A 25,116-nucleotide genomic window follows, 5' to 3' on the forward strand; every position below is an offset into this window, starting at 1 on the left:
TTTTCACCCTAACCCGTTCGTACGCTGATTCGTCAGATAGCTATGGAGGGTATCATAACAGGTATCCCGGTAATATTCATGGAGTTCATCCTGATCCCTCATGAGCCATTGAATCAAGCATCCATCGATTAGTGCCCTTATCGTAATGGCTGCTTGGTTTACATCTGCAATGAAAAAAGTGCCTTCGGCTTTTCCAAGGTTTACGATTTCCCTCCCCAAAGACCAACAATTTTCGTAAAATTGATTATTGATCTCTCGGAAGCGAGGATTGCGGCTTGCTTTTGCCAGGAACTCCAGATAGACACGATAAAATCGCTTATTCTCTTCTGGTGTAGAAAAGGCTGAAAGGACGTAAGCTTTCAATTTATCTAAGGAAGTTGCTTCCTTTTGAATCGCGGCCAATTCATTCTTGTAGATTCGGTCAGTCACCCATTCGAGCAAGTGGCAAAGAACGTCTTCTTTATTGGCAAAATAGTAGCTGGTTACTCCTTTACTAACCTCAGCATAATCGGCAATGTCTTGCAAGGTGACGGAAGCAAACCCTTTATCTGATACAGCTTGCAAAGCAGCCTTCAGGATCTGATTCCGACGTTTGGTTGCTAATTCACGCATCAATAGTCCTCCCACCTTCTTTGCGTATTATTATACAATAAACATTTTGACCGTACAAAATATTTTGACCGGTCAGAATAATTTTGGTATGCTTATATTAAAGAATATGGTAAAGGATGGTGTATGGGATGACAGCGTTTTCTGCTCTGGTAGTTAATAAAATGGATGAGCAATTTTCGGTCGATATAAAGGAATTAACATTCGACGATTTACCGTCAGGTGATGTAACGATTCGTGTGGCTTATTCCAGCGTGAATTATAAAGATGGACTAGCAGCTGACCCGAAAGGGCGCATCGTCAGATCCTATCCCTTTGTGCCTGGAATCGATTTGGCAGGAACTGTTGTATCATCCAAGAGCTCACGTTTTCGCGAAGGCGATGAGGTCATCGTGACCAGTTACGGGCTTGGGGTTAGTCATTTTGGAGGATTTAGCCAGTATGCCCGTGTTCCTTCTGACTGGGTTGTGCCGCTACCGCAGGGTCTTACTATGAAAGAGGCAATGGCACTGGGAACCGCAGGCTTTACAGCTGCGCTATCCATTCAGCGACTTGAGGAAAATGGCTTGCATCCTGAGAAAGGTTCTGTCCTCGTTACGGGCTCTACGGGGGGTGTAGGCAGTTTAGCGGTTTCGATGTTGGCGTTAAGGGCCTATCATGTGGTTGCAAGTACAGGAAAAGAGTCGGAACATGAGTACCTGCGCCAGCTTGGGGCAAAAGAGATCTTGCATCGGGCAGAGCTTTCCCCAGAGAAGATTCTGCCATTAGATAAACAGCGTTGGGCAGGAGCCGTCGATCCAGTCGGGGGAAAGACTCTCGCTTATGTATTGAGTACAACCCAATATGGAGGGTCGGTTGCCGTTAGCGGTTTAACAGGCGGCGGTGAAGTCCCTACGACAGTCTATCCCTTCATTCTTCGCGGTGTAAATCTTCTTGGAATTGATTCTGTTGAATGTCCCATGGACACGCGTACAAAAATATGGGACCGGATGGCAAGCGAGTTAAAACCTAAAAATCTATTAAAGCATATTGGTTATGAGGTCAACTTATATGAATTGCCTGCCGTATTATCCGAGATCCTGAAAGGTACGATTCGGGGTCGGACCATTGTTAGTTTAAACTAAGGTCTTGGAATTTTGCCAATGAATGAAACTTGATATATCATTTTGACACCTTGTCATATCAAATGGCAAGGTTTTTTATTTGCACAAACTCCGCAAGGGTTGCTTGCGGAGTATAAAGGATTAACCATTCAGCTTTTTGATGAATCCCTTCATCATCATAGAAGCAAACGTTCTGATAGAATATGGACAAATTGGAAATGGAGATCTTATCTTATGCTTGCAAAGATAAACCCGATGTTAGATAAGCGTGCGAGATGAATAGAAGTTGAATAAAAATGACCACGATGTGCATTGGTAGACATTGGATTAGAAGAAGAAGAAGAAGGGAAGGATTCCGTCGGTTTATTTGTGGAACACATGATCGCCTTTATCGAAACCAAGAAACTGAATAAAGTTTCGATTATCGGAAATTCCATGGGTGGCGGTTTAGCGCTTCATATTGCCCATCGACGTCCGGATCTGGTAAAGAAATTAATCTTGATGGGTAGTGCCGGCATTGATTTTCCCATCACGAAGGAATTGGATGATGTGTGGGGATATACTCCAAGCTTTGAAAATATGAAAAATCTCGTTGCTGCTTTTTCCAATGATCAAAGCATGGCGGAGAATGACAACTTGGTAGAGATGCGTTATCAAGCCAGCATTCAAGAAGGTTTTCAAGAAGCATTTTCTGCGATGTTTCCAGCGCCTAGGCAAAGGCATGTGAATGCTTTGTCCCTGACAGAAGGACAATTGAGAGAAATAGACATTCCGGTGTTACTGATCCATGGAAGAGAGGATCACATAATCCCGTTGGATAAAACCAGCTGGAAACTATCCCAAATCCTTCCTCATGCTCAACTCCATGTGTTTCCTAATTGCGGACATTGGGTTCAAATCGAGAAAACACAACCCTTTACAGGACAAGTGATTGAATTTTTGAAGCAATAAGCAGACTGCATTGCACTTAAAAATATGGTTATAGGTATTTGGCGGCCAAGATGGTCGCCTTTTTAGTGCGCCCAGCATGGGCGCTGTCTCTTGGGTGAGAGTCCCGAACGGGGGCTGGCGAACGCCTACCGTTAGCCAAGAGCAAGGGTGTCTAGAGACAATTTTCAAGGAGAAAATATTGTGACATCTTCATATTTAAAAGAAGTTCCTGTTGAACATTATTATCCGTTTGCAACACCCGTTTGTTTAGTAAGTAAATGGTATGGGCTGATTCAATTGGATGATCAAAAATCCTTTGAAGTGGATCATTAAAAATAAATCGACATGCATTATGATATGTACGGATCAAAAAATGATTATTTAAGAAGGAGTGAGTTAAATGAAACTAGAGAAAAATCAACACACGTTATCTTTTGAAGGACTAAACGTGTTAATCCCCAATTTTCTTTTTTGTATGAAATCCAACAAGATGATATTGAGTTTGATCACTGGGTGTTCTGTCTTGCTTCTGCTGTCAGGCTGCAATTCAAAAGATACGGAGAAAGTAGCGTCCAGTCACAGTCATCAAGGGACAAGCCATATCGGAATGGGTTGGCAGCACGATCATCCTGTCTCGCCAACAGCAGGGACCTGGAAAGGACTTGCGTTTAACGATGGCAATGCTTATACCGTTGAAGCCCCGCCTGCTAATGATTCAGCCACTACGAAAAGCGAGTTAGAAGAGTTGGCCAAGATCACGGCCAATCTGACACCGGAAGAAATCGAGCGGATCAATTATTGGCAGTATACGCCAAGCCCGAATACGCATTGGTTCTCGATTACCGAGGAGCTCATTGAAAAATATAAATTAAGCGGTCCGGAATCGGCTAGAGTACACGCCGTTGTCTCAGGGGCGATCTATACCTCGTTAACTGCTACATTCGATGTTAAGTACGAGCATCTTCGACCAAGGCCGACTGATTTAGATCCTTCGATTTCATTGCCGGAGAACTTTAATGTACCTGCCCATCCGGCTTATCCTTCAGGCCATACGTCAACGGCTTGGGCTGCTGCCTATATCCTTTCTCACTTCTTCCCGAATGAAAAGGAGATGCTGGAGGATGCGGCTGAGGAAGTAGCGTTTTCGAGAGAACAAGCAGGCATTCATTTTAACAGCGATAACGAAGCTTCGAAGAAGCTTGCAGAGGCTGTAACGAAGGATATTATTGATAGTTTAAAAGCTGACAAGCATGCCCCATGGCAGTATACAGAAATTAAAGAGGGACCAGGCGGTCATTAAAAAATTGAGAACTTCAATTCCTGCAGGAATTGAAGTCTCTTTGATTAGATACTAATTTGTGGACATAGGACGCACGTCCTGACTGTATCTACTATATTCGATTGATACGGAGCAGGATATAATGGAAATGGTCCTTGATCATAGATGGGAGAGGGTGAGACTCATGGTTGGTTTACAGCAACAAAAAAATTTAAGCGAACAAGCTTCGAGGATGAGTACCCAATGCCCTTTCTGCAGTGTGCAATGCAAAATGGAGGTCATTGAGGAGCAGGCTGGGGATCGAAAAACTTTTCGTGTGCTTCCTGTTTATAATCCTGCCTCACAAGGTCGTTTATGTATCAAGGGGGTGTATGGCCATCAGCATGCCCTGCATCCGGATCGCGTACTGTATCCGATGCGTAAGGTAAACGGTGAATTTGTCCGCATTTCCTGGCCTGATGCGCTGGAACTGATCAGGGAACAATTTACTCAGATTCAACAGGAAGATGGTCTGGATGCTTTGGGGGTATACGGTGCCGCAACTGTAACTAATGAAGTGGCCTATTTATTGGGGAAATTTGCCCGCGTGGCCTTAAAAACCAAGTATATAGATTATAATGGCCGCTATTGTATGTCAGCTGCGGCCAGTGCTGGGATGAAAGCATTTGGAATGGATCGAGGACTTACCATGGAACTGACAGATATTCCGTACAGCCAATGCATCATCCTAGCGGGTACCAATATTGCAGAATGTCAACCGACCTTAATTCCTTATTTTACAAAAGCCAAGGAAAACGGCTGTTATATAATTATTATTGATCCTCGAGAGACAGGCACCACTAAATTGGCCGATCTTCATCTGAAAGTCAAACCCGGGATGGATGCCGCTCTTGTCAACGGATTGTTAAAAGTCATTTGGGAAGAAGGGTATAGTGATCCCTCCTTTATTGCGGAACGAACGAAAGGATTTGAAGAGCTCAAAGAGCATCTATCCACAATTGATTTGGATGATATCGAAGAGATCACTGGAATACCCGTTGAGCAGATTCAACAAGCGGCGAGATTGTTTGGGCAATCGAAAACCGGCATGGTTTTTACGGCGAGAGGAGTAGAGCAGCATACGGATGGTCATATGATCGTCCGAAACTTTATGAACCTCTCGCTCATAACGGGTAAAATAGGGAAAAAAGGAAGCGGCTATGGCGCCATTACAGGCCAAGGAAATGGGCAAGGAGCCAGAGAACAAGGACATAAAGCGGACCAGCTGCCTGGATACCGCTCCATTGAGGATCCCGATCACAGAGCTTATATTGCCAAGGTATGGGGAGTGCATGAGAAAGACATACCTGGCAAAGGGGTTTCAGCCTATGAAATGCTGGAAAAAGTCCATCAGAAAGAGATTACGGGCTTGTTTGTCATGTGCTCCAATCCGGTCGTTTCAAGTCCGAATGCTAGCTTGGTAGAAGAGGGATTAAACAATTTGAAATTCCTCGTTGTCGTGGACCTGTTTGTTTCGGAATCGGCAAGGATGGCGGACCTTATCTTGCCGGCCTCCTCATATTTAGAAAATGAAGGGACAATGACGAACGTAGAAGGAAGGGTGACTTGGCGGCCAGGAAGCCGGGAATGTCCGGGTGAGGCTAAGCATGATTGGCAGATTCTGTGCGAGATGGCTCGTGTTCTGGGGAAAGAAAAGCATTTTTCCTTTTCTTCTGCAGGTGAGATTTTTAATGAGCTTCGGGTGGCCAGTCGTGGCGGGATTGCTGATTATTATGGGATTACCTATGATCGAATCAAGCAAGAAGATGGAGTGTACTGGCCGTGTCCGTCCCTTGATCATCCAGGAGAAGGCCGACTGTTTGAAAAGACATTTGCGAATCCCGATGGGAAAGCCGAAATCATCGCTGTAGCCAATCATTTTCCGAAAGAACAAACGGATGAAAATTTTCCTCTATATTTAACGACAGGACGCGTGATGTACCATTACCTTACAGGGGTCCAGACCAGAAGAAGCCCGTCATTAAAAGCTCGGGAAAAGGAATCTTTTCTGGAAATTCATCCGAATACGGCCAACAAATTTGGCATTGAAGATGCGATCCTCGTTAAGGTGGAATCCCGAAGGGGGAGCATGGTGGTAAGAAGCAAAGTCACGGAATCGATTCGAGAAGATACCGTCTTCCTTCCCATGCACTGGGGCGATCTGCAAAATGTAAATAAACTTACCCATCAGGAGCTGGACCCGGTGTGCAAAATGCCCGGATTTAAAGTTTGTGCAGTGAGGGTAGGTCCTCTTAACAAATAGCTGTGTAGTCAAATGCTCAGGTCTCATTTCCGGAGGATTCCATATGTTCTTTATCAAATTCCATTAGGATGGGGTGCGACGGAAGCTTCGATTCAATCCATTCAAAAAGCATACAACAAACAAGGCGGCTGCAATCCATTTCTAAGCGTTCAGCCGGATGAATTGCTGGCTGAGCTTGAGCAACTGCGAGAGCGAACGCTTGCCCTTGCGAATGCAACCGATTTGCCAAACCACTGGGGGGAAACATTAAAGATACGTTTAGATGTGATTCATTTGACTTCCGAAGCGGTACACGCTGACATGCTACACCAAGGTGGGGCGGGTTATCTTCAAAATAGCGGCCCTTCCCGGAGATTGCGGGAATCTTATTTTCTCGTGAATCTCACTCCAACGGTTCACAGTCATCATAACCATGGGATGGAGACCAGCGGAGTTTGGGAGATGTGGAGCCCTTACCAGTTTCTCGCGGCGCTTGTGCTCGGTATTGTCGCGAAACACACGACCAGAAACACCAAGGTGAAAAAGTAGCAGTATTTTGCAATAATAAGAGAGTATTCCAAACAAATCGGAGGTCTATCCATGGCTATAGTTGAAGTTACGATCATTCCTTTGGGAACAGGAACACCAAGTGTAAGCGAATATGTCGCAGATGTGCAGCGCATATTGGAAACAGCGGAAGAACCCATTAAATATCAATTAACACCGATGGCAACCATTATCGAAGGAGAACTTCAGGATATCCTTGCCGTAGCGAAAAGAATGCACGAACATCCCTTCACCAAAGGAGTGCTACGAGTAAATACGATCATTCGGATTGATGAAAGACGGGATAAGGCTTCCTCTATGGATCAAAAGATGAAGTCTATTCAGGAAAAACTCAGTCACACCTGATAAGATAACAAAGTAGTGGAGCTGTTGTCCTTTTTTGTTAAAGGATAACAGCTTTTTCTTTTGTGTCAGCAAAGGGTTTCGCTTTTAAAAAGAGAGTAATATTACAACAGTGTAGAAGAGTTTCACACCTAGAAGTAGAATTCTTCTACAACATTTGGGTAATCAGCGTTTAGATCTTTAAGAATATGAGAAGAAATGGTTGGCATGGTATTTGCTTTTAAATATTCATGTAAATGCTTTCAGTGGAAAACTCAAACCATTGATAGGGGGAGGTTTATATGATGATTTGGAAAGGTGAAAAGATTGTAACCATTAAGGATTTTTTGACCAAGGGAATTAACCGTTGTGAGTGCCAAGAGGAAGCAAAAACCTTCATGAAACTTTATCGGACGGAAAATCCCCGAGCAGACGAGAACATAGACTTTATGAGCTGTTATTATACAACGGAAGAAATGCTGCGCATTAAAAACTGGTTTGGCATAGAAAAGCAGAGTTATGCCAGCCAGGCGTTATTGGCCTAGTAGTTTTAGAGATGGATAGGATGGGAGAAACTTGAAAAATAAATATATAAATAGCAAAGCTCCAAAGGACGGACCTTATGCAGCTTTAAACCTCAGGCTCTAGGCAAAAGATTGCCAAAAATAGTCTTAAGATTCCTTATAATCATAACATTAATTAGTAGAGGAGAGAACACGTGATGTCAGTAGCAGGCTTAGAGGGGATTGTAGCAACACAATCTGCCATCAGTTCCATTTTAGATGGCATCCTTACTTATAGAGGAATAAACATCGATGAATTAGCGGAGCAGGCAAGTTTTGAAGAAGTCCTATATTTATTATGGAATGATAACTTGCCCAATGAAAAACAACTTGCTGAGCTTAAGGCGAAATTGGCCTATCATGGAAAACTGCCTGATGAAATGGTCTCCTTACTTCAGTCCTTTCCTAAAGATGCCCATCCAATGACTATGCTAAGAACGGCTTTATCGGCATTGGAGATGTTTGATCCTGATGCAAATGACATGTCCCAGGAAGCCAATCGTCGTAAAGCTTTAAAAATACAAGCAAAAATTTCAAGTGTTGTAGCTGCTATTCAACGAGTAAGGGAGGGAAAAGATTTGATTCCCCCTAACCCTGAATATGGTTTTGCTCAGAACTTCTTGTATATGCTATCGGGCAAAAATCCTGATGAGATTTCTATTAAGTCCCTCGATACAGCACTTGTCCTCCATGCCGATCATGAGCTTAATGCCTCTACTTTTTCTTCAAGAGTAACGGTAGCTACCCTTGCAAATATCTATTCTGGTATAGTTTCTGCAGTCGGGACGTTAAGTGGTCCTTTACATGGAGGTGCTAATGAAGCTGTTATGAATATGCTAGAAGAGATTGGGCAAATGGACCAGGTCGATTCTTATATTGGGCAGAAATTAACTTCAAAAAGTAAGATTATGGGATTTGGTCACCGAGTCTATAAGACTGGAGATCCACGCGCTAAGTTTTTGAAAAGAATGTCACAACAATTGACAACCCTTACAGGACAGAGTACTTGGTATAACATGTCAGTAAGGATAGAAGAGATTCTTTTAAGAGAAAAGGGTTTGCTGCCTAATGTTGATTTCTATTCCGCTTCTATGTATCATAGCCTGGGTATCTCAAGAGAACTATTTACTCCCATCTTTGCTGTCAGTCGAACATCGGGTTGGACAGCTCATATTTTAGAACAATATGAGAACAATCGTCTCATCCGGCCCAGAGCAGAATATATTGGCTCGAATTTAAGGCCCTACATACCTATGGAACAAAGATCTATCAATCAATCAGGTGATGCGGGGCTATGTTAAGAATTAAGAAAGAAAGAATCGAGCTTGGGAAATTAATGGATCAGTGTTCCGATTGTCTTGTTGTTCCTCGTGTAGCGAAAGGTACTTATGATGTTAACTATTGCAAATCGAAATGCCAACATTGGATTAAGCTGCAAAATCAGAGAACCGTTGTGGAAAAATTGCAGATGGAATCTCGTAAAAGTAGATGCTCGAACTTTTCTTGAATAAAGTATGATCCGCCTAATCATAACGGGTTCCGTTACGGGGTGCAAAATTGCAATTCGTAAGTCTTTTCGAGCGTCGATTCGCAAACCGAATCGACGCTTTCTTTTTTATTGTTTTACATATCATTGTTCTTATGAATATCCACCTCTAGGTTCAGGTAACTTTTTATATTCTAATCGAGATTGGATTATTTCATCTCTTATATACCAATCAATGAGTTCCTTCAGTTTTATAGCTTCATCTACTTCCGAAGCAATTCCTTTTTTCCAGTATATTTCTTTTACTTCTCCATTAAACCGTATTTTTAAGTAATAGCTGGGATGTGGAACTTCAGCAATATTACGATCAGGATTAAATCGAGTAGGATAATCTAAAATGTTGATTCTTCTCATTTCATCATAGATCGTTTTCATTTCTTCTTGAGAAAGTGCTAAGTTGATGGTGATTGGCGGATCAACTACCATGTCCTTTGTAAATGTATCCTCAAATGTGTTTAAAATATTCTTATTTCCAACTCCGTATTTGACTGAAAATTCAAAGTCCATCGGCATTTGAGCAGGCATTGCATTATTCTTAGTATTTTTTATTGATTCTTGAACAGGATACTTTTGCCGGAGTTCTTTATACTCCTTGAGGTCTTTACTTATGGAATTAAGTACGTTGTTCATGTCTTCAATAGGTCCGGTTCCATCTCTTGAAGAGCTGGCGTAGAATTTTTTATAAAAGGGAGCATCGGATTGTAATCTTTGGGTTGAGGTATCCACAATATATCCAAGCGAATAGATATTCTGTTTTATTCGTCTCATTATCTGTTTGATCTCTGTTACCTCGTCATTTGTAATTACAAGTTTTCGTCTTACTTCACTATGCCAACAGGTGCTTAACATTGGCAAGAGATAACGAGAGTGAAAATCTGTTAGATATACTAATTGAATATCCGCATCAATAATAAGGGGGTGTTCCTTCTGCGGTGGATTTTTTCGATTTTAACCATTTTGCTATTACTTTCATGGAGTTTACGTTGGTCGCAATTAGAATCGGAACACTCAATAGAAGGACATGCGCAAGTATCCTATAAACTAGATAGGTGGACGAGACAAACCTGGGGTGTTTATTTTCCCTCCACTTGGAGTATGGAGTGAAGGCATAGATATACCGCTTTATCCGTCAGAGAAGCGCTTTGTTTCAAATGATGAGGTAGTTAAAGAGCTTGAAAAACGAGGAACATCGGGTCAATTAGTTGACGCTTGGCGTAATAGAGATTTTGCTACATACATCTGGATAAGCCTCACGGTATTATGTTTAATCGGCTCGATAAGATATTGGAGAAACTTCAAAACCGAGAGCAAAATGTACGACGGAATTCGTTAGCACGGGGACGGGATCACATCCGTCCCTTGCTTCGTTAATACGGTAACTGGCAGGTGTTGTACAAGAACGAAGAAGCAAAAGTATAGAGAGGGGGATTAGACATGATTGGTTTTGATTGGCTTAATAATGGCAGTATCGTGCTTGGAATTATTGCTTGGATACTTCCTGTTGTAAATTTCGGACGGTATGAAAAGCATTACCATTGGGTCACTCGTTCCATAATGAGTATTAGTGCATGTGTTATTTCTTTAAGTTTCCAGATTTTCTATATCTATCATAAAGTAAAGATTGAGGAGTGGTCTACTCTTCTAGACACAATGGATGCCATTGCGTTTGTTTCAGCAGTTCTTCTCAGCGTTACCATTATATTAAATGGAATTACTCTATTTGTATATCGTGATAGAACCGCAAAGCAGGTTATTTAATCCAAGCGTAGTGAATGAGTATATTTGAAATTAACCGGAATGGGAATCGATAGCACGGGGAGGGCAGTTATGTGGAATAACCGAATCTAATGAAAGCACGATTTAATCCCTTATTGCATATAGGAGGTTTTAATTGGAAAAATTAACTTCACCATAAATAATATCAACGTTAACGTTAAGTACATCAACAGCAATAAGAGTAGTAAAGGAGAAATAAAGTCGTGACATTAGAAGAAGCAATCAAAAAAACAGACGAAGCATATGGCTTAATGGTTCAAGCAAGTCGTTTAATGACAGACGCAGTGATGAACGGTTTTTTATTTACATGGCAATGGTGGGCTGGGGTTAGTTTAGCCGTTATTCCTTGGATGCTTTGGTTTTTCTTTAGAAAAAAAGAAAGTTCAGATCGCTTACTTTATGCAGGATTTTTAGTTATGCTCTTAGCTTCTGTAATGGATCTTTTAGGTACTTCCTCTGGAAGATGGACGTATCCAATGAAAATACTTCCTACTACCGCCATTTTTCTTCCTTATCAATTTACGGTAATTCCTGTTTCTGCCATGTTTTTTCTGCAAATCAAGCCGAATCTAAACCCTTTCTTAAAAGCGATTGTTTTTGCGGGGCTGGGTGCATATATTGGATTGCCATTATTAGCAATGTATAATTTTTATAATCCAAAAAATTGGGCATACACCTACTCATTCTTTATATTGATGGGTATTTACTTGGTTGCACATTGGTTCAGTCGAATGAATAACTTTGAAAGAATTGAATTAAATGATCCCAAAAAGTCCAATCGTAAATTGGACTTCAACGTCTTGCGAAGAAAGGAAAAAATACGATAAAAGAGAAGTTTGTTTAAATGACTTAAGCCCTTTGGAAAGTAACCAGAAGGGTTTTTCACATGAAATTCGAGTAGTTATCGGGATTCGATTATTGAGGAACAGTGTGCCATCGCTGTTCCTTTTTATTGTTGAAGTATTGGGCAGGATTGTTCAAATAACTGTATAATTGAAGTTAAAAAGTTGGAATGAGGAATGAATGATGAATATTCGTGTTTTAAATGAGTCTGATGCTCATGTTTATCAGGAATTACGATTGAGTGCATTAAAGACCAATCCAGAAGCATTTGGTTCAACATATGATAAAGAAGTCCACTTTTCAATGGAAACAGTTGAAGAGCGAATAAAACCTTCTAAGGACAAATTTGTTTTAGGTTCTTTTGATAAAATGGGTTCATTAGTTGGAACTGTTATTTTTATTCGTGAGAATAATATTAAAACTACTCATAAAGCAAATGTTTATGGTATGTATGTAGCTCCAGAGGTTCGAGGGAAAGGTATAGGAAAATCACTTATTCTTGAACTAATAAAGCAAGCAAGAAATTGTGAGGGGTTGGAACACATAAATCTAACAGTAGTATCGAATAATCAATCTGCAAAGAAGCTATATGAATTTGTCGGTTTTGAGGTATATGGAACTGAGCGAAAAGCATTAAAATTCGATGGGCAATATTATGATGAAGACTTAATGGTGTTTACTATAAGCTAATTAAGACGGGATTCGATTGCGGAATACTGACTGCTTTTTGCAGTCTTTTTTTATTCGTTACGCTTTATGCATGTAATGTTTAGACAAGGCACTTTCTATTGGTAAAATAGGAGAGAGGAGGGGTTTTTTTGAAACGTATTTTAGGATTGATGCTTACTTTTACCTTTATGTCAGTGGCTTGTTCAATAAAAGAGGATACAACAGTAATCCCAAAAGAGCTTTTATCAGATCAAAAAGGAAAATACAGCTATCTATCTGTTCATCCCGAAGGTAATGGTATGGTTAGTCCTCTTTTTACCCACCGAATTAGATAAGTTAGAGAATGTGTTAACGGAAGGAGTCAGTATGTTTTTAGAGAATGCACAAAAAAGATATGCCACTTTAGATATTGAAAAAGCTCCTTATTTTATCTTTTTCGATACAAAAGATATTGTGTTTCAAACAGATAATGAAAGCGAAGCGACTTCGTTTTTAAAAAAGGAATTAAGTATAAAACAGAAGAATGGAATGCATTAAAGCGGAGATTTCTTCAACTAAAGGGGATCTATAGCTAAGAACCATTAATTATTAATAGCTGCCACGTTTGATGGCAGCCTCTTGTTATTGGGCAGTTTATCTCATTTTCTTTTTCAACAAACGAGTTAAACCACTTTGAAAGTCGTATAAGAATATAATTAGTAGGCGATACCTACACGTGATTTTACATAATCGCTTGTTTTTATCTGTCTAAATGTAAATTCTGCTGTATCCGGTACGGATATTTCAACTCCACCCTCCGGCAAAAAATCTCGGTCTATTCGATATTTGCCTACCCTTTCTCCATCCGGCAAGTACGTAGGACAGACAATCGTCCATTCGAGGGTTGATTGTTTGAGCAGATAGTAAACTTTATGATGTTCTTTCGCTGCACGGGTTGATTTACGCTTTGATTCCTTGACTGATAACGCAGAGAATCTGGGGTGGTTCTACTTTGCAGGATACCTGCAGATCCTATAGTTATTATTCGTTTTATACCTTCGTTTTCCATTGCTTCGATAATAAGTGGCATACTTTCTGATAGCGTGGTTGTGCCATCAGTATTTAGTGCACTAATAACTACATCAATCCCATGCATTGCACGTATGATATCATCTATATTTAAAACATTCCCTTGAATAATGGTTAAATTTTCATTATTGATTTGAATCTTCTCTGGAGTGCGAACTAATACAGTAACATGATGTCTGTCATGCAGGGCATAAGTAACGATTTGACTTCCAACTCGTCCAGTTGCACCTAAAAGGAAAATATTCATAAGAACGAGCCTCCTTTTGCAAATACTAATATTATACTATAAAAGTTTTTTATTGTTTCAACGAAGGGATTCAATAGCGGGGAAGGGATCGGCATGCGGTTGAGGTGAAAGCAATGAAAGAAGATAAGAGTGAATTGATTTTTGCATTTCCATCATGTTTACATAACGATGTTAGATCCGTCTTAAACCTATTTCCACAAACAACCGGTTTAACTTACACACCACACTTTTTCGAAGTGATTTCATGTGATGAAACACTATATATCCCTGAACGAATTTATTATGATGTGCCTTCTTCTAAGCAAATAGATCTACTCTCATTTGATCAGCAGAAAGTTTTAGATACTTTGTTTACAAGACATCATAATGGTTTTGTAAGGGAAGAGAAGGTGAAGGAGATTATTCGTTCAGCGAATGATGACATTTGGATAATACCTTATTTAATAAAATTAGTCGGTGAATATGTAATCGAAATATTACAAGCCATTAAGGAAAATCTTCATTTGATTGATATTGAAAAAATAAAGGTTTTTCTCTCCGAGAACCCAAAGTTTTATCAAACTATCGAAAGCCGTGTAATAAGTTATTGGGACTGTTATTACCGCCGTCGATACCCTAAAAAAGAGGACTATGTTGGGTTCGATATACTAAGTCATTTTAATGCCTAGAAAGAATTTTTGTTCCGACGGGGACCGATAACAGATATAAGGATGCCGGATGTCATCGGCATCTTTTTCTTGTTCAACAAAGGGCAGTTTAAAAAGGGATGGTAGAATGGGAGAAACTATTATGAACTTCTGGAGCTGAATGAAGATTGAAAGTTATTCCCATCACACCAGGTGTCTCCCGCAGGCCAGAAGGAAATTCTTGCAAGAATCCAACTTGTTGTTGGGAGGAGAGTAATATTTCAACAGTGTAGAAGAATTTCACACCGAACAGTGGAATTCTTCTACAATTATCGACCGAGTTTGTAGGGATCATTAGCAATATTAAGAATAATCTGTTGGCATAAATTTTGCATATTTAAATATGTGTAAGTGCTTTCAATGGAAAACAAGAAAAGAGATTCTGCAATTAAACCATTGCTATTGGGGGGCTATATAATGATTTGGAAAGGTGAAAAACTTGTAACGATCAAGGATTTTTTGACCAAAGGCATTAACCTGTGCGAATCGCAAGAAGAAGCAAAGGCCTTCATGGAACTTTATCGGGCAGAAAATCCACGAGCAGATGAAAACATGGACTTCATGAGTTGTTATTATACTTCTGAAGATATGCTGCGGATAAAAAAATGGTTTGATATCGAGAAGCAGAATTATGCCAGTCAGATCTTGATGGCCAATTAGAATTCCTTGAAGTGACCGGAGATGGAGAGATCCTCATTATATAGATAAAAATCAAAGCTGCCAGGCGGGACCTTGAGCTGCTTTGATAACCTACATATTACCGGAGTAGCAAAATTAAAGCTTTACAATATACAAAACCGAGTGTCGGGCACGTGCTGTCCAAGGTGGGTTACTTTAATTGTGCATCTCAAAATATTCCGTTAAATCCAATTCGAAAGGTTGTTGTTAATATGAAGAACGCAATTGTTTCAATCACAAAGGGTTTATTTTTTGGCGTTTTCGGGATTGGATTAGTGGTATTTTTAACATCGAAAGAATTTCGGGATATTACGACAAATCTATAGTAATTCTTAAGGTCTGGGAGAGGTTTAAATGACGTTACTTTCAGAGATTCTTAAATACAATAAGCAATACGTTGAAAATAAGGAATATGAAAAATACCAAACGACTAAATTCCCTGATAAAAAGATGGTCATTCTTACATGTATGGATACTCGACTTGTTGAATTATTGCCGCAAGCGATGAACGTTAAAAATGGTGATGTAAAGCTGATCAAAAATGCAGGAGCGATCGTTTCACACCCGTTTGGAAGTGTGATGCGGAGTATCTTAGTTGCAATTTATGAACTTGGAGCAAAGGAAGTCTCTATCGTCGGACATCACGGTTGTGGGATGAAAGGGTTAGAAGCTGATTCTTTCTTAGAAAAATGTGGACAAGCTGGATTAGATGAAGAAATCATAAAGACCTTAACCAACGCAGGTATTGATATCAAAAGTTGGTTAACAGGATTTCAATCGGTTGAAGAAAGCGTCGAACAAAGCGTTAAGATGGTCAAAAACCATCCCATGTTCCCAAAGAACATTCATGTTCATGGACTTGTTATCTGTGCAGAAACAGGAAAATTAGATGTAGTAGTAGACGGATATCAGTCCTAATTGGTCTAAAGCAAAACCTTATTCAATTGTAAAGGCTTTGCTTTTTTCTTTTTGGGGTATTGATGTGTTTTAGTCTGATAGGCATGTGGTATACCCCTTATTTTGGTTGTGGTACAATTTGGTAGAGGTGATTTAATGGGTTTTGGCTCTTTACTGATAATTTTGGGTGTCGTGGTTTTGTTGGCGATGGCAATAGAAAAGAACGCAAATAAAATAATATCAAAGCAGGAAGAAGAAATACATTTATTAAGAGAAATATCAAGTAAATTGTCCGACCTAAGTAAAGATAAGTAGTATTGCATTACCTAACCAGATTCGTTAGCGTGATAAAGGGATACTCTCTGGGCATTCTATTTTTTTATTCCACTCCCTCAGTACGATTTAATTTTCTCTCCAATACTCCCTTATTCGCAGGGTTTCGCCCTTATTAATAGGTGTTGAGGATATGTCTTTAATATTTCTGGGGGATAAGGTTCATGTTCTGAAAGTTTTCTACCATCATTCCTCCGTTTCACCCAAGTTTTTTACCCTTAACATTGTTGGAGTGGATGGTGGCTTTGAACTCCGGATTATAGATGACTAGGTTCATAGTCGCCATAAATAGGAAGCGTCGAAGTCGTGACCGTCCACGTTTAGATAGTACAATTTGTCCTTTCCACTTCCCTGAACTGGCCTCAGTAAGATGGAGTTCTGCATGGCGCAACAACGCATTTCTGTAAGCGAGTCAACTCAGATCCTCCGCTTTTCCAAGAATCCCAGCTAGGGTAATGGCACTGATTCTTTTAATGGCTAGGATCTTTTTAGCGAAGGAAATCGTTTAAAAGACTTTAATGGCTTCTTGTTCAATGGCCTTAAGTTGTGTTGTAGCCAGATTATATTCCGTAATTGCTTCAGGGATTCGATAGTTCAATAACGTATACAAATTTAAAGAAGGACTTCCTCCAACATAACAGTTGAGAGAAGTCCTTCTTTTGTGATTTTAACTGCTAATCTTTTTTTGTCTTTAACGGATGTGGCTCATCACCTACTTGTATTAGATGTAGCGCTTTTTACTTTAAGTGTTGAAAATATTTTCAATATGTAGAAAAGTGCTACAACAAGTTATAGAAAATTTCTACAATTCGGTGGCGTTTGCTTTATATATGAAGGCTTTTGTTTTGGCACAACTCTTGCAATATTTATTAACATGAATGATTGATTAAAAAAGTAAATGGGGAGGGCTTTCATCATTTGGAAGGGCGAAGAACTCGTGACGATTAGAGGAGGTGATGAATCGATGTTTTATTGGAGAATGGTATTAACAGATGTTCAATTGATAGAAATTTATAAGGATGCAATAAGGAAAAAATTGGATTTTGTGTTTATTGAACTTCTTCTTCAAGAACTGAAACACCGAAATATCACAATCATCGAAGAGACTGCGTAGAGGAATTAAATCGTTTTGGTCAGTACTAGAAAGGGAGTGAGAAAATGAGTGATAGTGTGGGTAAAAGAATGGCGATTCTTGACCGCTATCTAACACTTTGGATTTTTAGTGCCATGGCTCTTGGGGTTGGTTTGGGTTATTTATTTCCTGAACTCATTGCTGGGTTGAACGATTTTCAAGTGGGATCCACATCCATCCCTATTGCCATAGGACTTATTCTCATGATGTTTCCACCATTAGCAAAAGTAAGATACGAAGAACTTGGTAAAGTATTTAAGGACGGAAAGATTTTGGCGATTTCGCTTTTTCAGAACTGGATTATCGGACCTGCTCTCATGTTTACTCTCGCCATCGTTTTTCTAAGTGGTTATCCAGAATACATGGTTGGTCTTATTATGATTGGTTTAGCTCGCTGTATTGCCATGGTGATTGTATGGAATGATTTATCTAAAGGTAGTTCGGAATATGCAGCAGGTCTTGTGGCTTTTAACTCCATTTTTCAAGTACTTTTCTATTCTGTTTATGCCTACTTTTTCGTCACCCTATTGCCAATATGGTTTGGCTTGGAAGGTATGGTCATCGACATTACCATGACTGAGGTAGCTAAGAGTGTATTGGTATACTTAGGAATTCCGTTTATTGCGGGAATGTTTACGCGGTATGTTCTGGTCAAATCCAAAGGAAGTGATTGGTATGAAGAAGTTTTTATACCTAGAATTAGTCCACTAACCTTAATTTCATTATTATTTACAATTATTGTCATGTTCTCTTTAAAAGGAGATATGATCGTCACTCTTCCGCTTGATGCCGTTCGTATCGCGTTTCCGTTAATCATCTACTTTGTTGTTATGTTTATCGTTTCTTTTTGGATCGGCAGAAAGGCAGGAGCAAACTACCCTGTTTCGACAACATTGGCCTTTACTGCTTCCGGCAACAACTTTGAGTTGGCGATTGCCGTAGCCATTGGAGTTTTTGGCATTCATTCCGGTGTTGCCTTTGCGGCTGTAATCGGGCCGTTGGTAGAAGTACCCATCATGATCGTTCTTGTAAGAGTAGCCTTTTGGTTCCAGAAACGCTTTTTCACTAAACCATTACTAGCAGAATCTTAATGCAAATTTTTTTGCCAAATGTGTTATATATCAATAACAGTTATCGTATTACACAGTTGGCTGTAAAACATTATACTGGTTTTTGGTTTCATAATTCTGGTGTTAACAAATTAACATAAACCACTTAATGGATAGGGAGAGATGAGTAATGATGAGAGAACAACAAATTCGCGAAATCGAAGAAAGCTGGAAGTCGGATCGTTGGCAGGGAGTGAAAAGAAGCTATACGGGTACCGATGTAGTAAAGCTCCGTGGCTCTGTGGTTGTAGAACAAACCTTAGCCCGCATGGGTGCAGAACGTCTTTGGAATCTCGTAAACACCGAAGATTACATCAACGCTTTAGGGGCTCTTACAGGGAATCAGGCCATGCAACAGGTCAAAGCAGGATTGAAAGCCATCTACTTGAGTGGTTGGCAAGTAGCAGCCGATGCTAACCTTTCTGGTCACATGTACCCTGACCAAAGTTTGTATCCGGCTAATAGCGTACCACAAGTGGTGAAGCGGATTAACCAAACGCTTCAACGTGCTGACCAGATCCAACAAGCCGAAGGGAAGGGAGATACGTACTGGTTTGCTCCGATTGTGGCGGATATGGAAGCCGGTTTCGGTGGACCTTTGAACGTATTTGAATTAACCAAAGCGATGATTGAAGCGGGAGCAGGTGGGGTTCACCTTGAAGATCAATTGTCGTCAGAAAAGAAGTGTGGGCATTTAGGAGGGAAAGTATTACTTCCAACTCAAACAGCAGTTCGCAATTTAATTGCCGCTCGATTGGCTGCTGATGTCATGGGGGTACCTACTGTCATTATCGCCCGTACTGATGCGAATGCGGCTAACCTTATTACTAGTGATGCGGATCCGTATGATCTTCCATTTTTAACAAGTGAAAGAACATCGGAAGGATTCTATTACACGAAGCCAGGATTAGATCAAGCGATTTCACGTGGATTAGCGTATGCTCCTTACTGTGATATGATCTGGTGTGAAACATCAGAACCTAATATTGATGAAGCTCGCCGTTTTGCAGATGCGATCCATGCCAAGTTTCCGGGTAAACTTTTAGCTTACAACTGCTCACCATCCTTCAACTGGAAGAAGAAGTTGGATGATGAATCCATTGCTAACTTCCAAAAGGAATTAGGGAAAATGGGATACAAGTTCCAATTCGTTACCTTGGCCGGTTTCCATTCCTTGAATTACAGCATGTTTGAATTAGCGCGTGGATACAAAGATCGTGGCATGGCGGCTTACTCTGAACTCCAACAAGCTGAATTTGCGGCAGAAGTAAATGGCTATACGGCAACTCGTCATCAGCGCGAAGTAGGTACCGGCTATTTCGACGAAGTATCTCTTGCGATTACAGGTGGAAAGTCTTCTACAACGGCATTAGCTGGATCTACGGAAGAAGAGCAATTCCAACATAACTAAATAAATTATAGATTATGAGACTAGAGAGTAGGGAACGGTTCTCTACTCTCCTAATAAAAGGAGGGAATCATAATGATAATGAACCTAGATTTCTATAAGAGGATACCGCAAAAAGAGTGTAGAGAATGCGGTGAGCATTTTGAAGAGCAAGCAGAATCTTATATCTATGAGTGTGAGCGTTGCTTCGGACTGAAGGAAGAGTAAAGAGTTGCATGATTGGATTGAGTAGGCGAGGGTAACTCCCCAACGGGGATCAATATAAATAAGAACACAAAAAAAGCTGTTATCAATTAAAAGATAACAGCTTTTAGTATTATGATGGTGGAGCTCTCTCCGAGGACGAATACGAAGGCAGTGGAATGAATACATATCCTACTCTTTGACTTGAAGAATGTAACAGGCGCCATCATCTGCAAAATATAGATATTCCCCGTGGTACACATTAAAAAATACGTTTTCTTTGTCATATACTAACTTATTTAATATATCAAAATTTTCTATTAATTCAACTGCTGGATTTATAAGGATATCTTCACTTCTATCTGTTGCAACAAATCCTTTCGGATTGCATTTCCTTTCCGGTTTCAATTCTACATACCATTTTCCATTAAGAAGTATTGTATGTGCTGTTAAACTACGCTTTCTGCTTTGTACAGTCCAAGTATTACTACAATTACATCGATGAATTTTACTCTTCATAACCCCAACCTTCCTTCACTTTCTTTTATCCGTTATGTACTAGATGAATTAACAATTGGTTACCGTAAATTGGATGATTCCATTATAATATATTATTATAAATATTATAACTATTTATTATTTATGGAAAATTTCGTTACATCACTAGACTATTGTAGATATTTTTTACAGTGTTAAATTTTTCTACAATTGATTTGCGTGAAATTTATACAATTATTCTGAATAAATCCGTTTTACTTTTCCTGCAAATAAATATAAAATATTCTTATAAACCTAATAATTATATATTATTAGGTTTATAATTTATAAATTACCAATTTTGAGAGTGGAGTGAGCGTATTGAGCAAGCAGGGGGAGCCCTGATCATCGGGGTGGCAGTCTTGATGATCACCGGCAAGTTGAGTTGGTTGCAAGGCTTAGCCACATGGAAAGGCGGAAAACTAGTAAAAAACTTTTTAGGGATAGAATAGCCCAGTTACCATGGAGATGTTTTTTGTCCTTTTTATAAGAAAATCATATCACGTTTATAATTTGTTTAAACTCCTAAGCAAATGAAGGGGGAAAGTATGGAAGAATCACCCTATCATGTGGACATCGTTTATGACGCTGGTCCTACAGGCTGCGGCGAGTTAATCATGAATTTATTTCTGACCATGAAGAAGATGTCTCCACAGCAGATTATTGAAGTAGTTTCTTACGATCCTGGAGCCAGGGAGGATATTCCTGCCTGGTGCCGCCTGCAGGGACAAACTTTGCTCGTGCGCATCGATCGAGGGAATATCAATCATTATTATATTCAAAAAAATAAGAGTTAATGGAGGAAATAAGATGGCAAAATTAGCGGTTAGCATTACAAGTGGAAAAAATAATACGGATAAAGCAACGGTAGGATTTGTGGTCGCCAATGCAGCAGTGGCATCCGGCCAGGAGACGGTAATTTTTTTAAATGTAGAAGGAGCTTATTTAGCATCTGAAGGGTATGCCAACGATATACATGAAGAGGGATTTGCTCCCCTACAGCAATTGATCAGCCAATTCATCGAAGCGGGCGGTACGATTTGGGTATGCAGCCCATGCTATAAAAAGCGCGGGCTGGAAGAGAATCAATTAATTAATGGGGCGACTATTGTAGGAGGAGCTAAATTGGTAGAGTTCCTTTCACAGGGTGCCGCTTGTATCACTTACTAGGAGGCCGGAAAGATGGAGGAATTTCCTCACCCTCAAGCGACTTGTGATGGAGGGGACCTGGACTGCGGTTCAGGACTCCTTCTTATTATCAAAAAAAGCATGGATCCCCTGCAGCCTGGCGAAGTATTGGAGGTCCGAAGCCGGGAAGGATCTGTAGCGGGAGATTTGCCTGCTTGGTGCCGGAGGGTTAAGCATGAGTTTATCGGATCCCGTCCCAACTCTCTGGATACCAGCTATTTTATCCGAAAAGGCGGTTCGGAGAATCATCTGAAGCAAGACTTAGAAGCTGCAAGAGGGTATCAATGGAGTGTCCGCATAAGGGCAAACAAGGATTCCGCTAAGGTACATAGCCGCAATCATACGTTTATGATCGGTCAGCCGGCCGATTTTGGTTCCCAAGTGGAGGCGCCGAGTTCTGTGGATTACTTGCTGGGAGCGCTGGGTGGCTGTTTGACGGTTGGATTTAGCCAACATGCTTCCCGTAAAGGAATGGTCATCGATGCTTTAGAACTAAGTGTAAAAGGAAAACTAGGTAACGTCCTTTACCATTTGCAGCTTGAGGATGAAGGAAGTGCGAAGTTTTCCGAAATTAACGGAACGCTATATGTTAGCTCACCGGAGGAAGAGGAGAGTTTGCAGAAAATTTGGCAGTTGACACTAGAAAGATCGCCCATCTATCAGACCCTGGCAGGTCAAGTGAAGATGGATTTCAGATTTGAGATCATTCTATAGATTTGCCGAGAGGAGTTGTATTAATGAAATACCCATTGTTTCCAACGACTGTAGTAGGGAGCTGGCCAAGAACCCGGGAAATCCTTGCTGGATTACGGGATAAAAGGGCTGGGAGAATGTGCGACTCTGATTTTCAAGCGATTGCAGACCAAGCGGTTCTGAAATGTTTGAGGGCACAAGAAGAGGCGGGCATTGACATTGTCTCCGACGGAGAGCAACGCCGGGACAACTTTATTTCCTTCGTGTCTGAAAAGTTGGAAAACGTCAGGATGTTAACCGTTGCAGAATTGCTAGACTATGTCGAGGATAAAGCAAGCTTCGAAGAAATACTGGGGACACTAACGTTCCAGCCTATTCTCTGTCTAATCCAGCCGCGGTAGGAAAAATCGAGAGGCGTAAATCTATTGCACTGGATGAATACCAATTCCTTCGCCAACATACGGACAAAGCGATAAAAGTGGCCCTTCCCGGTCCTTATTTGCTTACCCGGTCGATGTGGGTAGAAGGTTTATCAGGATTGGCTTACCCCACTAAAGAGTCGCTAGCTGAAGACGTAGTTCGAGTCTTAAGAGAAGAGTTGGAAGATTTAATCAAGGCAGGAGTCTCCTTTATCCAATTCGATGAACCCGTCCTGACGGAGCTCGTATTTACCCAAAAAAATGCGAACCGAACTTTCATGTGCGGAGCGTTGACAGCCAAAGCAGATGCTGAAGAAGAACTGAAATTTGCAACTGGGCTAGTTAACCAAGTGATGGAAGGTATGAGGTAAAGAGGCACTCGCATGGGGGTTCATATTTGTCGAGGAAACTGGAGTACACAGGAAAATGTGCTTCTTAGCGGCCCCTATACTCCGTTGATGCCTTATTTGTCCCAAATGGATGTGGACCAGCTCATATTGGAATTTGCTACGCCAAGAGCTGGGGAATTGGATGCTGTAACCAGTTTAGAAGGGAAGGAGTTAGGATTGGGGGCAGTCAATCCGCGGACAGAAGATATCGAAACGGTGGAGCAAGTCGTGGAAAAAGGAAAGGAAGCTGCCCGCCTTTTATCGCCGGAAAAAATCTTTCTAAATCCTGATTGCGGTTTTGGTACTTTTGCCCAGAGGCCGATGAACACGCCAGAGAGGGCAATGGAAAAATTAAGAACACTGGTTCAAGCGGCTCAGATCTTAAGACAACAGTAGGAGGGCGGAGGAAGAGACTCTATCAGTCGATACTCTACTCTAACGTTTCAAGCCCAGTCCACTTAAAGGGAACTGGGCTTATTGGTGTTATACTTCTTTCGTTTAATACACATCACGTTGGTAACGCCCTTGCTCCTTCATATCCTCTAGATAGGCTTCGGCTGCTTCGCGGGTGGTGTCACCTTCTTTTTCAATCACGTCAATAAGCGTGTTGTGGACGTCTTTCGCCATATATTGCTTATCTCCGCAAACGTAGAAGTAGGCTCCATTTTCTAGCCATTCGAACAATTCTTTACTGTTTTCAAGCATTTTATGCTGTACGTATACTTTCTGGACTGTATCCCGAGAGAAAGCCGTCTCTAATCTTGTCAGAACTCCATCTTGTTGAACCTTCTCTAACTCGTCTTGATAAAGGAAATCAGATGCCGAATACTGGTCTCCAAAAAATAACCATGATCTGCCTGTTGCCTTATCCACCGCACGTTGCTGGATAAAGGAACGGAACGGTGCAATGCCTGTTCCTGGCCCAACCATAATGATATCTTTTTCCCCCGAGTCCGGGAGATGAAAGTGTTTATTTTCTTGAATAAACACGGGAAGCGTATCTCCTTCTTGAACACGTTCAGCACATAAAACCGAACAAACTCCTCTTCTTAAGCGTCCGTGAGCGGTATAACGCACAGCACCGATGGTGAGATGCACTTCCTCAGGACTCGCGGCTATGCTGCTTGCGATGGAGTAGAGACGTGGTGTCATTTTTCTTAATAGAGACACGATGTCTTGGGCAGAAGCATTCCATGGGCCGAAATCACGTAACATATCAAGCAAATCACGTCCGTTAGTATATTCTTTCAACTGATTTACATTTTCAACGGACACTAGATTTCGCAGCTCATCGTTTTCTGTTAATTCGACAGCCTGCTGTAAAATTTTTTTCGACAATAACGTAATTTCAAAGTGCGTTGTTAGCGCTTCCTTTAACGGGAGCGTTTCACCTTGCTTATTAATTTCTACTAACGTTTCTTCATCCCACTTCATTTCCTTAAGTAGAGAATCCACTAATTCCGGATCATTTGAAGGGATAATACCAAGGGCATCGCCTGGGATATAGGAAAGACCGGACCCCTTTAGTGAAAGTTCGATGTGCCTCGTTTCTTTACTAGAACTAGCTCCATTTAAATTTACATTTTTAAGAACGATCGCCTGAAATGGATTTTGCCTTGAATAGGTTGTTGGCACCGTTTTAACTGCAGTATGTTGCATCAT

The 25,116-nt window shown here is 40.7% G+C and carries 33 protein-coding genes and 1 pseudogene; 27 read left to right on the top strand and 7 right to left on the bottom strand.

Features of this window, described 5'->3' with window-relative positions; all coding sequences use genetic code 11:
* Positions 1 to 3: 3 nt before the first annotated feature.
* On the bottom strand, positions 4 to 612 hold the full coding sequence (locus EIZ58_RS12585) for a TetR/AcrR family transcriptional regulator (protein WP_134701166.1): 609 nt from the start codon (positions 610 to 612) through the stop codon (positions 4 to 6).
* A gap of 128 nt (positions 613 to 740) precedes the next feature.
* Here EIZ58_RS12585 and EIZ58_RS12590 point away from each other — a divergent pair, with 128 nt between their 5' ends.
* From EIZ58_RS12590 to EIZ58_RS12625, 9 genes are all read left to right on the top strand, one after another.
* Positions 741 to 1,733: an NADPH:quinone oxidoreductase family protein gene (locus EIZ58_RS12590; protein ID WP_134701167.1), complete on the top strand. Its 993-nt coding sequence runs from the start codon at positions 741 to 743 to the stop codon at positions 1,731 to 1,733.
* A 291-nt stretch (positions 1,734 to 2,024) separates the two neighbouring features.
* Positions 2,025 to 2,663 carry an alpha/beta fold hydrolase gene (locus tag EIZ58_RS12595; RefSeq protein WP_240689061.1) on the top strand — a complete coding sequence of 213 codons (639 nt, stop codon included), beginning with the start codon at positions 2,025 to 2,027 and terminating at the stop codon, positions 2,661 to 2,663.
* 180 nt (positions 2,664 to 2,843) lie between these two features.
* A complete protein-coding gene (locus EIZ58_RS34815; protein ID WP_255438260.1) occupies positions 2,844 to 2,975 on the top strand; it encodes a hypothetical protein in 132 nt (43 codons plus the stop codon).
* Positions 2,976 to 3,042: 67 nt separating this feature from the next.
* Positions 3,043 to 3,942 carry a phosphatase PAP2 family protein gene (locus EIZ58_RS12600; protein ID WP_240689062.1) on the top strand — a complete coding sequence of 300 codons (900 nt, stop codon included), beginning with the start codon at positions 3,043 to 3,045 and terminating at the stop codon, positions 3,940 to 3,942.
* 163 nt (positions 3,943 to 4,105) lie between these two features.
* Entirely contained in the window at positions 4,106 to 6,223 is a 2,118-nt protein-coding gene (gene nasC / locus EIZ58_RS12605; protein WP_240689063.1) for an assimilatory nitrate reductase catalytic subunit NasC, read from the top strand.
* A 12-nt stretch (positions 6,224 to 6,235) separates the two neighbouring features.
* Positions 6,236 to 6,751, top strand: coding sequence for a hypothetical protein (locus EIZ58_RS12610; protein ID WP_134701168.1), 516 nt, complete (start codon positions 6,236 to 6,238; stop codon positions 6,749 to 6,751).
* A gap of 51 nt (positions 6,752 to 6,802) precedes the next feature.
* Positions 6,803 to 7,114: an MTH1187 family thiamine-binding protein gene (locus EIZ58_RS12615; RefSeq protein WP_134701169.1), complete on the top strand. Its 312-nt coding sequence runs from the start codon at positions 6,803 to 6,805 to the stop codon at positions 7,112 to 7,114.
* A gap of 278 nt (positions 7,115 to 7,392) precedes the next feature.
* Complete coding sequence (locus tag EIZ58_RS12620; protein WP_134701170.1) at positions 7,393 to 7,635, top strand: hypothetical protein; 243 nt, start codon at positions 7,393 to 7,395, stop codon at positions 7,633 to 7,635.
* Between the two features lie 173 nt (positions 7,636 to 7,808).
* Positions 7,809 to 8,954 (top strand): citrate/2-methylcitrate synthase, encoded by a 1,146-nt coding sequence (locus EIZ58_RS12625; protein WP_134701171.1) that lies wholly within the window; start codon positions 7,809 to 7,811, stop codon positions 8,952 to 8,954.
* A gap of 338 nt (positions 8,955 to 9,292) precedes the next feature.
* Here the strand turns inward: EIZ58_RS12625 and EIZ58_RS12630 are convergent, their stop codons facing one another.
* Positions 9,293 to 9,967, bottom strand: coding sequence for a hypothetical protein (locus EIZ58_RS12630; RefSeq protein ID WP_134701172.1), 675 nt, complete (start codon positions 9,965 to 9,967; stop codon positions 9,293 to 9,295).
* A 666-nt stretch (positions 9,968 to 10,633) separates the two neighbouring features.
* On the opposite strand from EIZ58_RS12630, the gene EIZ58_RS12635 reads away from it, so the two are divergent.
* The 5 genes from EIZ58_RS12635 to EIZ58_RS33295 all read left to right on the top strand — a co-directional run bounded on the left by EIZ58_RS12635 (position 10,634) and on the right by EIZ58_RS33295 (position 13,024).
* Positions 10,634 to 10,957, top strand: a complete 324-nt coding sequence (locus EIZ58_RS12635; RefSeq protein WP_134701173.1) for a hypothetical protein — start codon at positions 10,634 to 10,636, stop codon at positions 10,955 to 10,957.
* A gap of 221 nt (positions 10,958 to 11,178) precedes the next feature.
* On the top strand, positions 11,179 to 11,802 hold the full coding sequence (locus EIZ58_RS12640; RefSeq protein ID WP_134701174.1) for a CBO0543 family protein: 624 nt from the start codon (positions 11,179 to 11,181) through the stop codon (positions 11,800 to 11,802).
* A gap of 199 nt (positions 11,803 to 12,001) precedes the next feature.
* Entirely contained in the window at positions 12,002 to 12,508 is a 507-nt protein-coding gene (locus EIZ58_RS12645; protein WP_134701974.1) for a GNAT family N-acetyltransferase, read from the top strand.
* Between the two features lie 128 nt (positions 12,509 to 12,636).
* A complete protein-coding gene (locus tag EIZ58_RS12650; protein ID WP_134701175.1) occupies positions 12,637 to 12,822 on the top strand; it encodes a hypothetical protein in 186 nt (61 codons plus the stop codon).
* Positions 12,782 to 13,024 (top strand): hypothetical protein, encoded by a 243-nt coding sequence (locus EIZ58_RS33295; RefSeq protein ID WP_167577658.1) that lies wholly within the window; start codon positions 12,782 to 12,784, stop codon positions 13,022 to 13,024. The genes EIZ58_RS12650 and EIZ58_RS33295 overlap by 41 nt, the downstream gene beginning before the upstream one ends.
* Positions 13,025 to 13,182: 158 nt before the next feature.
* On the opposite strand, the pseudogene EIZ58_RS12655 reads toward EIZ58_RS33295, so the two are convergent.
* A pseudogene (locus EIZ58_RS12655) lies at positions 13,183 to 13,802 on the bottom strand (NAD(P)-dependent oxidoreductase).
* 104 nt (positions 13,803 to 13,906) lie between these two features.
* Between EIZ58_RS12655 and EIZ58_RS12660 the strand changes: the two are divergent.
* The 3 genes from EIZ58_RS12660 (at position 13,907) to EIZ58_RS12670 (ending at position 16,084) form a co-directional block, all read left to right on the top strand.
* A complete protein-coding gene (locus EIZ58_RS12660) occupies positions 13,907 to 14,470 on the top strand; it encodes a hypothetical protein (protein WP_167577659.1) in 564 nt (187 codons plus the stop codon).
* A gap of 435 nt (positions 14,471 to 14,905) precedes the next feature.
* Complete coding sequence (locus EIZ58_RS12665; protein WP_134701177.1) at positions 14,906 to 15,148, top strand: hypothetical protein; 243 nt, start codon at positions 14,906 to 14,908, stop codon at positions 15,146 to 15,148.
* Positions 15,149 to 15,520: 372 nt separating this feature from the next.
* Positions 15,521 to 16,084 (top strand): beta-class carbonic anhydrase, encoded by a 564-nt coding sequence (locus EIZ58_RS12670; RefSeq protein ID WP_134701178.1) that lies wholly within the window; start codon positions 15,521 to 15,523, stop codon positions 16,082 to 16,084.
* 5 nt (positions 16,085 to 16,089) lie between these two features.
* Here EIZ58_RS12670 and EIZ58_RS33300 read toward each other — a convergent pair whose 3' ends face one another.
* Together EIZ58_RS33300 and EIZ58_RS12675 are read right to left on the bottom strand one after the other, a co-directional pair.
* Positions 16,090 to 16,386 (bottom strand): hypothetical protein, encoded by a 297-nt coding sequence (locus EIZ58_RS33300; protein WP_167577660.1) that lies wholly within the window; start codon positions 16,384 to 16,386, stop codon positions 16,090 to 16,092.
* Positions 16,387 to 16,595: 209 nt separating this feature from the next.
* On the bottom strand, positions 16,596 to 16,790 hold the full coding sequence (locus tag EIZ58_RS12675) for a transposase (RefSeq protein WP_134701179.1): 195 nt from the start codon (positions 16,788 to 16,790) through the stop codon (positions 16,596 to 16,598).
* 543 nt (positions 16,791 to 17,333) lie between these two features.
* Here EIZ58_RS12675 and sda point away from each other — a divergent pair.
* The 4 genes from sda (at position 17,334) to yhfH (ending at position 20,252) form a co-directional block, all read left to right on the top strand.
* A complete protein-coding gene (gene sda, locus EIZ58_RS12680) occupies positions 17,334 to 17,510 on the top strand; it encodes a sporulation histidine kinase inhibitor Sda (protein WP_240689064.1) in 177 nt (58 codons plus the stop codon).
* A gap of 44 nt (positions 17,511 to 17,554) precedes the next feature.
* Positions 17,555 to 18,619 carry an ACR3 family arsenite efflux transporter gene (gene arsB, locus EIZ58_RS12685; RefSeq protein WP_134701180.1) on the top strand — a complete coding sequence of 355 codons (1,065 nt, stop codon included), beginning with the start codon at positions 17,555 to 17,557 and terminating at the stop codon, positions 18,617 to 18,619.
* Positions 18,620 to 18,767: 148 nt separating this feature from the next.
* The gene (aceA, locus tag EIZ58_RS12690) at positions 18,768 to 20,048 is read left to right on the top strand and encodes an isocitrate lyase (protein WP_205672187.1); all 1,281 of its coding nucleotides are present in this window, start codon (positions 18,768 to 18,770) and stop codon (positions 20,046 to 20,048) included.
* Between the two features lie 72 nt (positions 20,049 to 20,120).
* Positions 20,121 to 20,252, top strand: coding sequence for a protein YhfH (gene yhfH / locus EIZ58_RS12695; protein ID WP_134701181.1), 132 nt, complete (start codon positions 20,121 to 20,123; stop codon positions 20,250 to 20,252).
* 168 nt (positions 20,253 to 20,420) lie between these two features.
* Here yhfH and EIZ58_RS12700 read toward each other — a convergent pair whose 3' ends face one another.
* The gene (locus EIZ58_RS12700; protein WP_134701182.1) at positions 20,421 to 20,747 is read right to left on the bottom strand and encodes a hypothetical protein; all 327 of its coding nucleotides are present in this window, start codon (positions 20,745 to 20,747) and stop codon (positions 20,421 to 20,423) included.
* Between the two features lie 566 nt (positions 20,748 to 21,313).
* Here EIZ58_RS12700 and EIZ58_RS12705 point away from each other — a divergent pair.
* From EIZ58_RS12705 to EIZ58_RS34400, 6 genes are read left to right on the top strand one after another with little or no spacing between them, the layout of a single operon-like run.
* Positions 21,314 to 21,562 carry a sulfurtransferase TusA family protein gene (locus EIZ58_RS12705; RefSeq protein ID WP_134701183.1) on the top strand — a complete coding sequence of 83 codons (249 nt, stop codon included), beginning with the start codon at positions 21,314 to 21,316 and terminating at the stop codon, positions 21,560 to 21,562.
* A gap of 13 nt (positions 21,563 to 21,575) precedes the next feature.
* Entirely contained in the window at positions 21,576 to 21,935 is a 360-nt protein-coding gene (locus EIZ58_RS12710) for a DsrE family protein (RefSeq protein WP_134701184.1), read from the top strand.
* Positions 21,936 to 21,947: 12 nt separating this feature from the next.
* Positions 21,948 to 22,667 carry a sulfurtransferase TusA family protein gene (locus tag EIZ58_RS12715; RefSeq protein ID WP_134701185.1) on the top strand — a complete coding sequence of 240 codons (720 nt, stop codon included), beginning with the start codon at positions 21,948 to 21,950 and terminating at the stop codon, positions 22,665 to 22,667.
* A 23-nt stretch (positions 22,668 to 22,690) separates the two neighbouring features.
* Complete coding sequence (locus EIZ58_RS34820) at positions 22,691 to 23,047, top strand: uroporphyrinogen decarboxylase/cobalamine-independent methonine synthase family protein (RefSeq protein ID WP_255438261.1); 357 nt, start codon at positions 22,691 to 22,693, stop codon at positions 23,045 to 23,047.
* Positions 23,048 to 23,076: 29 nt separating this feature from the next.
* Entirely contained in the window at positions 23,077 to 23,436 is a 360-nt protein-coding gene (locus EIZ58_RS34825; RefSeq protein ID WP_255438300.1) for a uroporphyrinogen decarboxylase/cobalamine-independent methonine synthase family protein, read from the top strand.
* Between the two features lie 12 nt (positions 23,437 to 23,448).
* Positions 23,449 to 23,850, top strand: a complete 402-nt coding sequence (locus EIZ58_RS34400; RefSeq protein WP_240689065.1) for a uroporphyrinogen decarboxylase/cobalamine-independent methonine synthase family protein — start codon at positions 23,449 to 23,451, stop codon at positions 23,848 to 23,850.
* Positions 23,851 to 23,952: 102 nt separating this feature from the next.
* On the opposite strand, the gene EIZ58_RS12725 is transcribed toward EIZ58_RS34400, so the two are convergent.
* On the bottom strand, positions 23,953 to 25,116 hold the full coding sequence (locus EIZ58_RS12725) for a sulfite reductase subunit alpha (RefSeq protein ID WP_134701186.1): 1,164 nt from the start codon (positions 25,114 to 25,116) through the stop codon (positions 23,953 to 23,955).

This window comes from Ammoniphilus sp. YIM 78166, from assembly GCF_004522215.1.
Taxonomy (GTDB): Bacteria; Bacillota; Bacilli; order Aneurinibacillales; family RAOX-1; genus YIM-78166.

What these genes read in the sequence shown, in the direction of transcription:
- nasC (WP_240689063.1), top strand. Translation starts at nt 4,106, where the DNA reads ATGGTTGGTTTACAGCAACAAAAAAATTTAAGCGAACAAGCTTCGAGG.
- EIZ58_RS12615 (WP_134701169.1), top strand. Translation starts at nt 6,803, where the DNA reads ATGGCTATAGTTGAAGTTACGATCATTCCTTTGGGAACAGGAACACCA.
- EIZ58_RS34820 (WP_255438261.1), top strand. Translation starts at nt 22,691, where the DNA reads ATGAAATACCCATTGTTTCCAACGACTGTAGTAGGGAGCTGGCCAAGA.
- EIZ58_RS12600 (WP_240689062.1), top strand. Translation starts at nt 3,043, where the DNA reads ATGAAACTAGAGAAAAATCAACACACGTTATCTTTTGAAGGACTAAAC.
- EIZ58_RS12700 (WP_134701182.1), bottom strand. Translation starts at nt 20,747, where the DNA reads ATGAAGAGTAAAATTCATCGATGTAATTGTAGTAATACTTGGACTGTA.
- EIZ58_RS12710 (WP_134701184.1), top strand. Translation starts at nt 21,576, where the DNA reads ATGGCAAAATTAGCGGTTAGCATTACAAGTGGAAAAAATAATACGGAT.
- EIZ58_RS12705 (WP_134701183.1), top strand. Translation starts at nt 21,314, where the DNA reads ATGGAAGAATCACCCTATCATGTGGACATCGTTTATGACGCTGGTCCT.
- aceA (WP_205672187.1), top strand. Translation starts at nt 18,768, where the DNA reads ATGATGAGAGAACAACAAATTCGCGAAATCGAAGAAAGCTGGAAGTCG.
- arsB (WP_134701180.1), top strand. Translation starts at nt 17,555, where the DNA reads ATGAGTGATAGTGTGGGTAAAAGAATGGCGATTCTTGACCGCTATCTA.
- EIZ58_RS12630 (WP_134701172.1), bottom strand. Translation starts at nt 9,967, where the DNA reads ATGAGACGAATAAAACAGAATATCTATTCGCTTGGATATATTGTGGAT.
- EIZ58_RS33300 (WP_167577660.1), bottom strand. Translation starts at nt 16,386, where the DNA reads ATGCAATACTACTTATCTTTACTTAGGTCGGACAATTTACTTGATATT.
- EIZ58_RS12715 (WP_134701185.1), top strand. Translation starts at nt 21,948, where the DNA reads ATGGAGGAATTTCCTCACCCTCAAGCGACTTGTGATGGAGGGGACCTG.
- EIZ58_RS12590 (WP_134701167.1), top strand. Translation starts at nt 741, where the DNA reads ATGACAGCGTTTTCTGCTCTGGTAGTTAATAAAATGGATGAGCAATTT.
- EIZ58_RS12610 (WP_134701168.1), top strand. Translation starts at nt 6,236, where the DNA reads ATGCTCAGGTCTCATTTCCGGAGGATTCCATATGTTCTTTATCAAATT.
- EIZ58_RS34400 (WP_240689065.1), top strand. Translation starts at nt 23,449, where the DNA reads ATGGGGGTTCATATTTGTCGAGGAAACTGGAGTACACAGGAAAATGTG.
- EIZ58_RS12670 (WP_134701178.1), top strand. Translation starts at nt 15,521, where the DNA reads ATGACGTTACTTTCAGAGATTCTTAAATACAATAAGCAATACGTTGAA.
- EIZ58_RS12725 (WP_134701186.1), bottom strand. Translation starts at nt 25,116, where the DNA reads ATGATGCAACATACTGCAGTTAAAACGGTGCCAACAACCTATTCAAGG.
- EIZ58_RS12645 (WP_134701974.1), top strand. Translation starts at nt 12,002, where the DNA reads ATGAATATTCGTGTTTTAAATGAGTCTGATGCTCATGTTTATCAGGAA.
- EIZ58_RS33295 (WP_167577658.1), top strand. Translation starts at nt 12,782, where the DNA reads ATGGTATGGTTAGTCCTCTTTTTACCCACCGAATTAGATAAGTTAGAG.
- EIZ58_RS12585 (WP_134701166.1), bottom strand. Translation starts at nt 612, where the DNA reads ATGCGTGAATTAGCAACCAAACGTCGGAATCAGATCCTGAAGGCTGCT.
- EIZ58_RS12665 (WP_134701177.1), top strand. Translation starts at nt 14,906, where the DNA reads ATGATTTGGAAAGGTGAAAAACTTGTAACGATCAAGGATTTTTTGACC.
- EIZ58_RS12620 (WP_134701170.1), top strand. Translation starts at nt 7,393, where the DNA reads ATGATGATTTGGAAAGGTGAAAAGATTGTAACCATTAAGGATTTTTTG.
- yhfH (WP_134701181.1), top strand. Translation starts at nt 20,121, where the DNA reads ATGATAATGAACCTAGATTTCTATAAGAGGATACCGCAAAAAGAGTGT.
- EIZ58_RS12635 (WP_134701173.1), top strand. Translation starts at nt 10,634, where the DNA reads ATGATTGGTTTTGATTGGCTTAATAATGGCAGTATCGTGCTTGGAATT.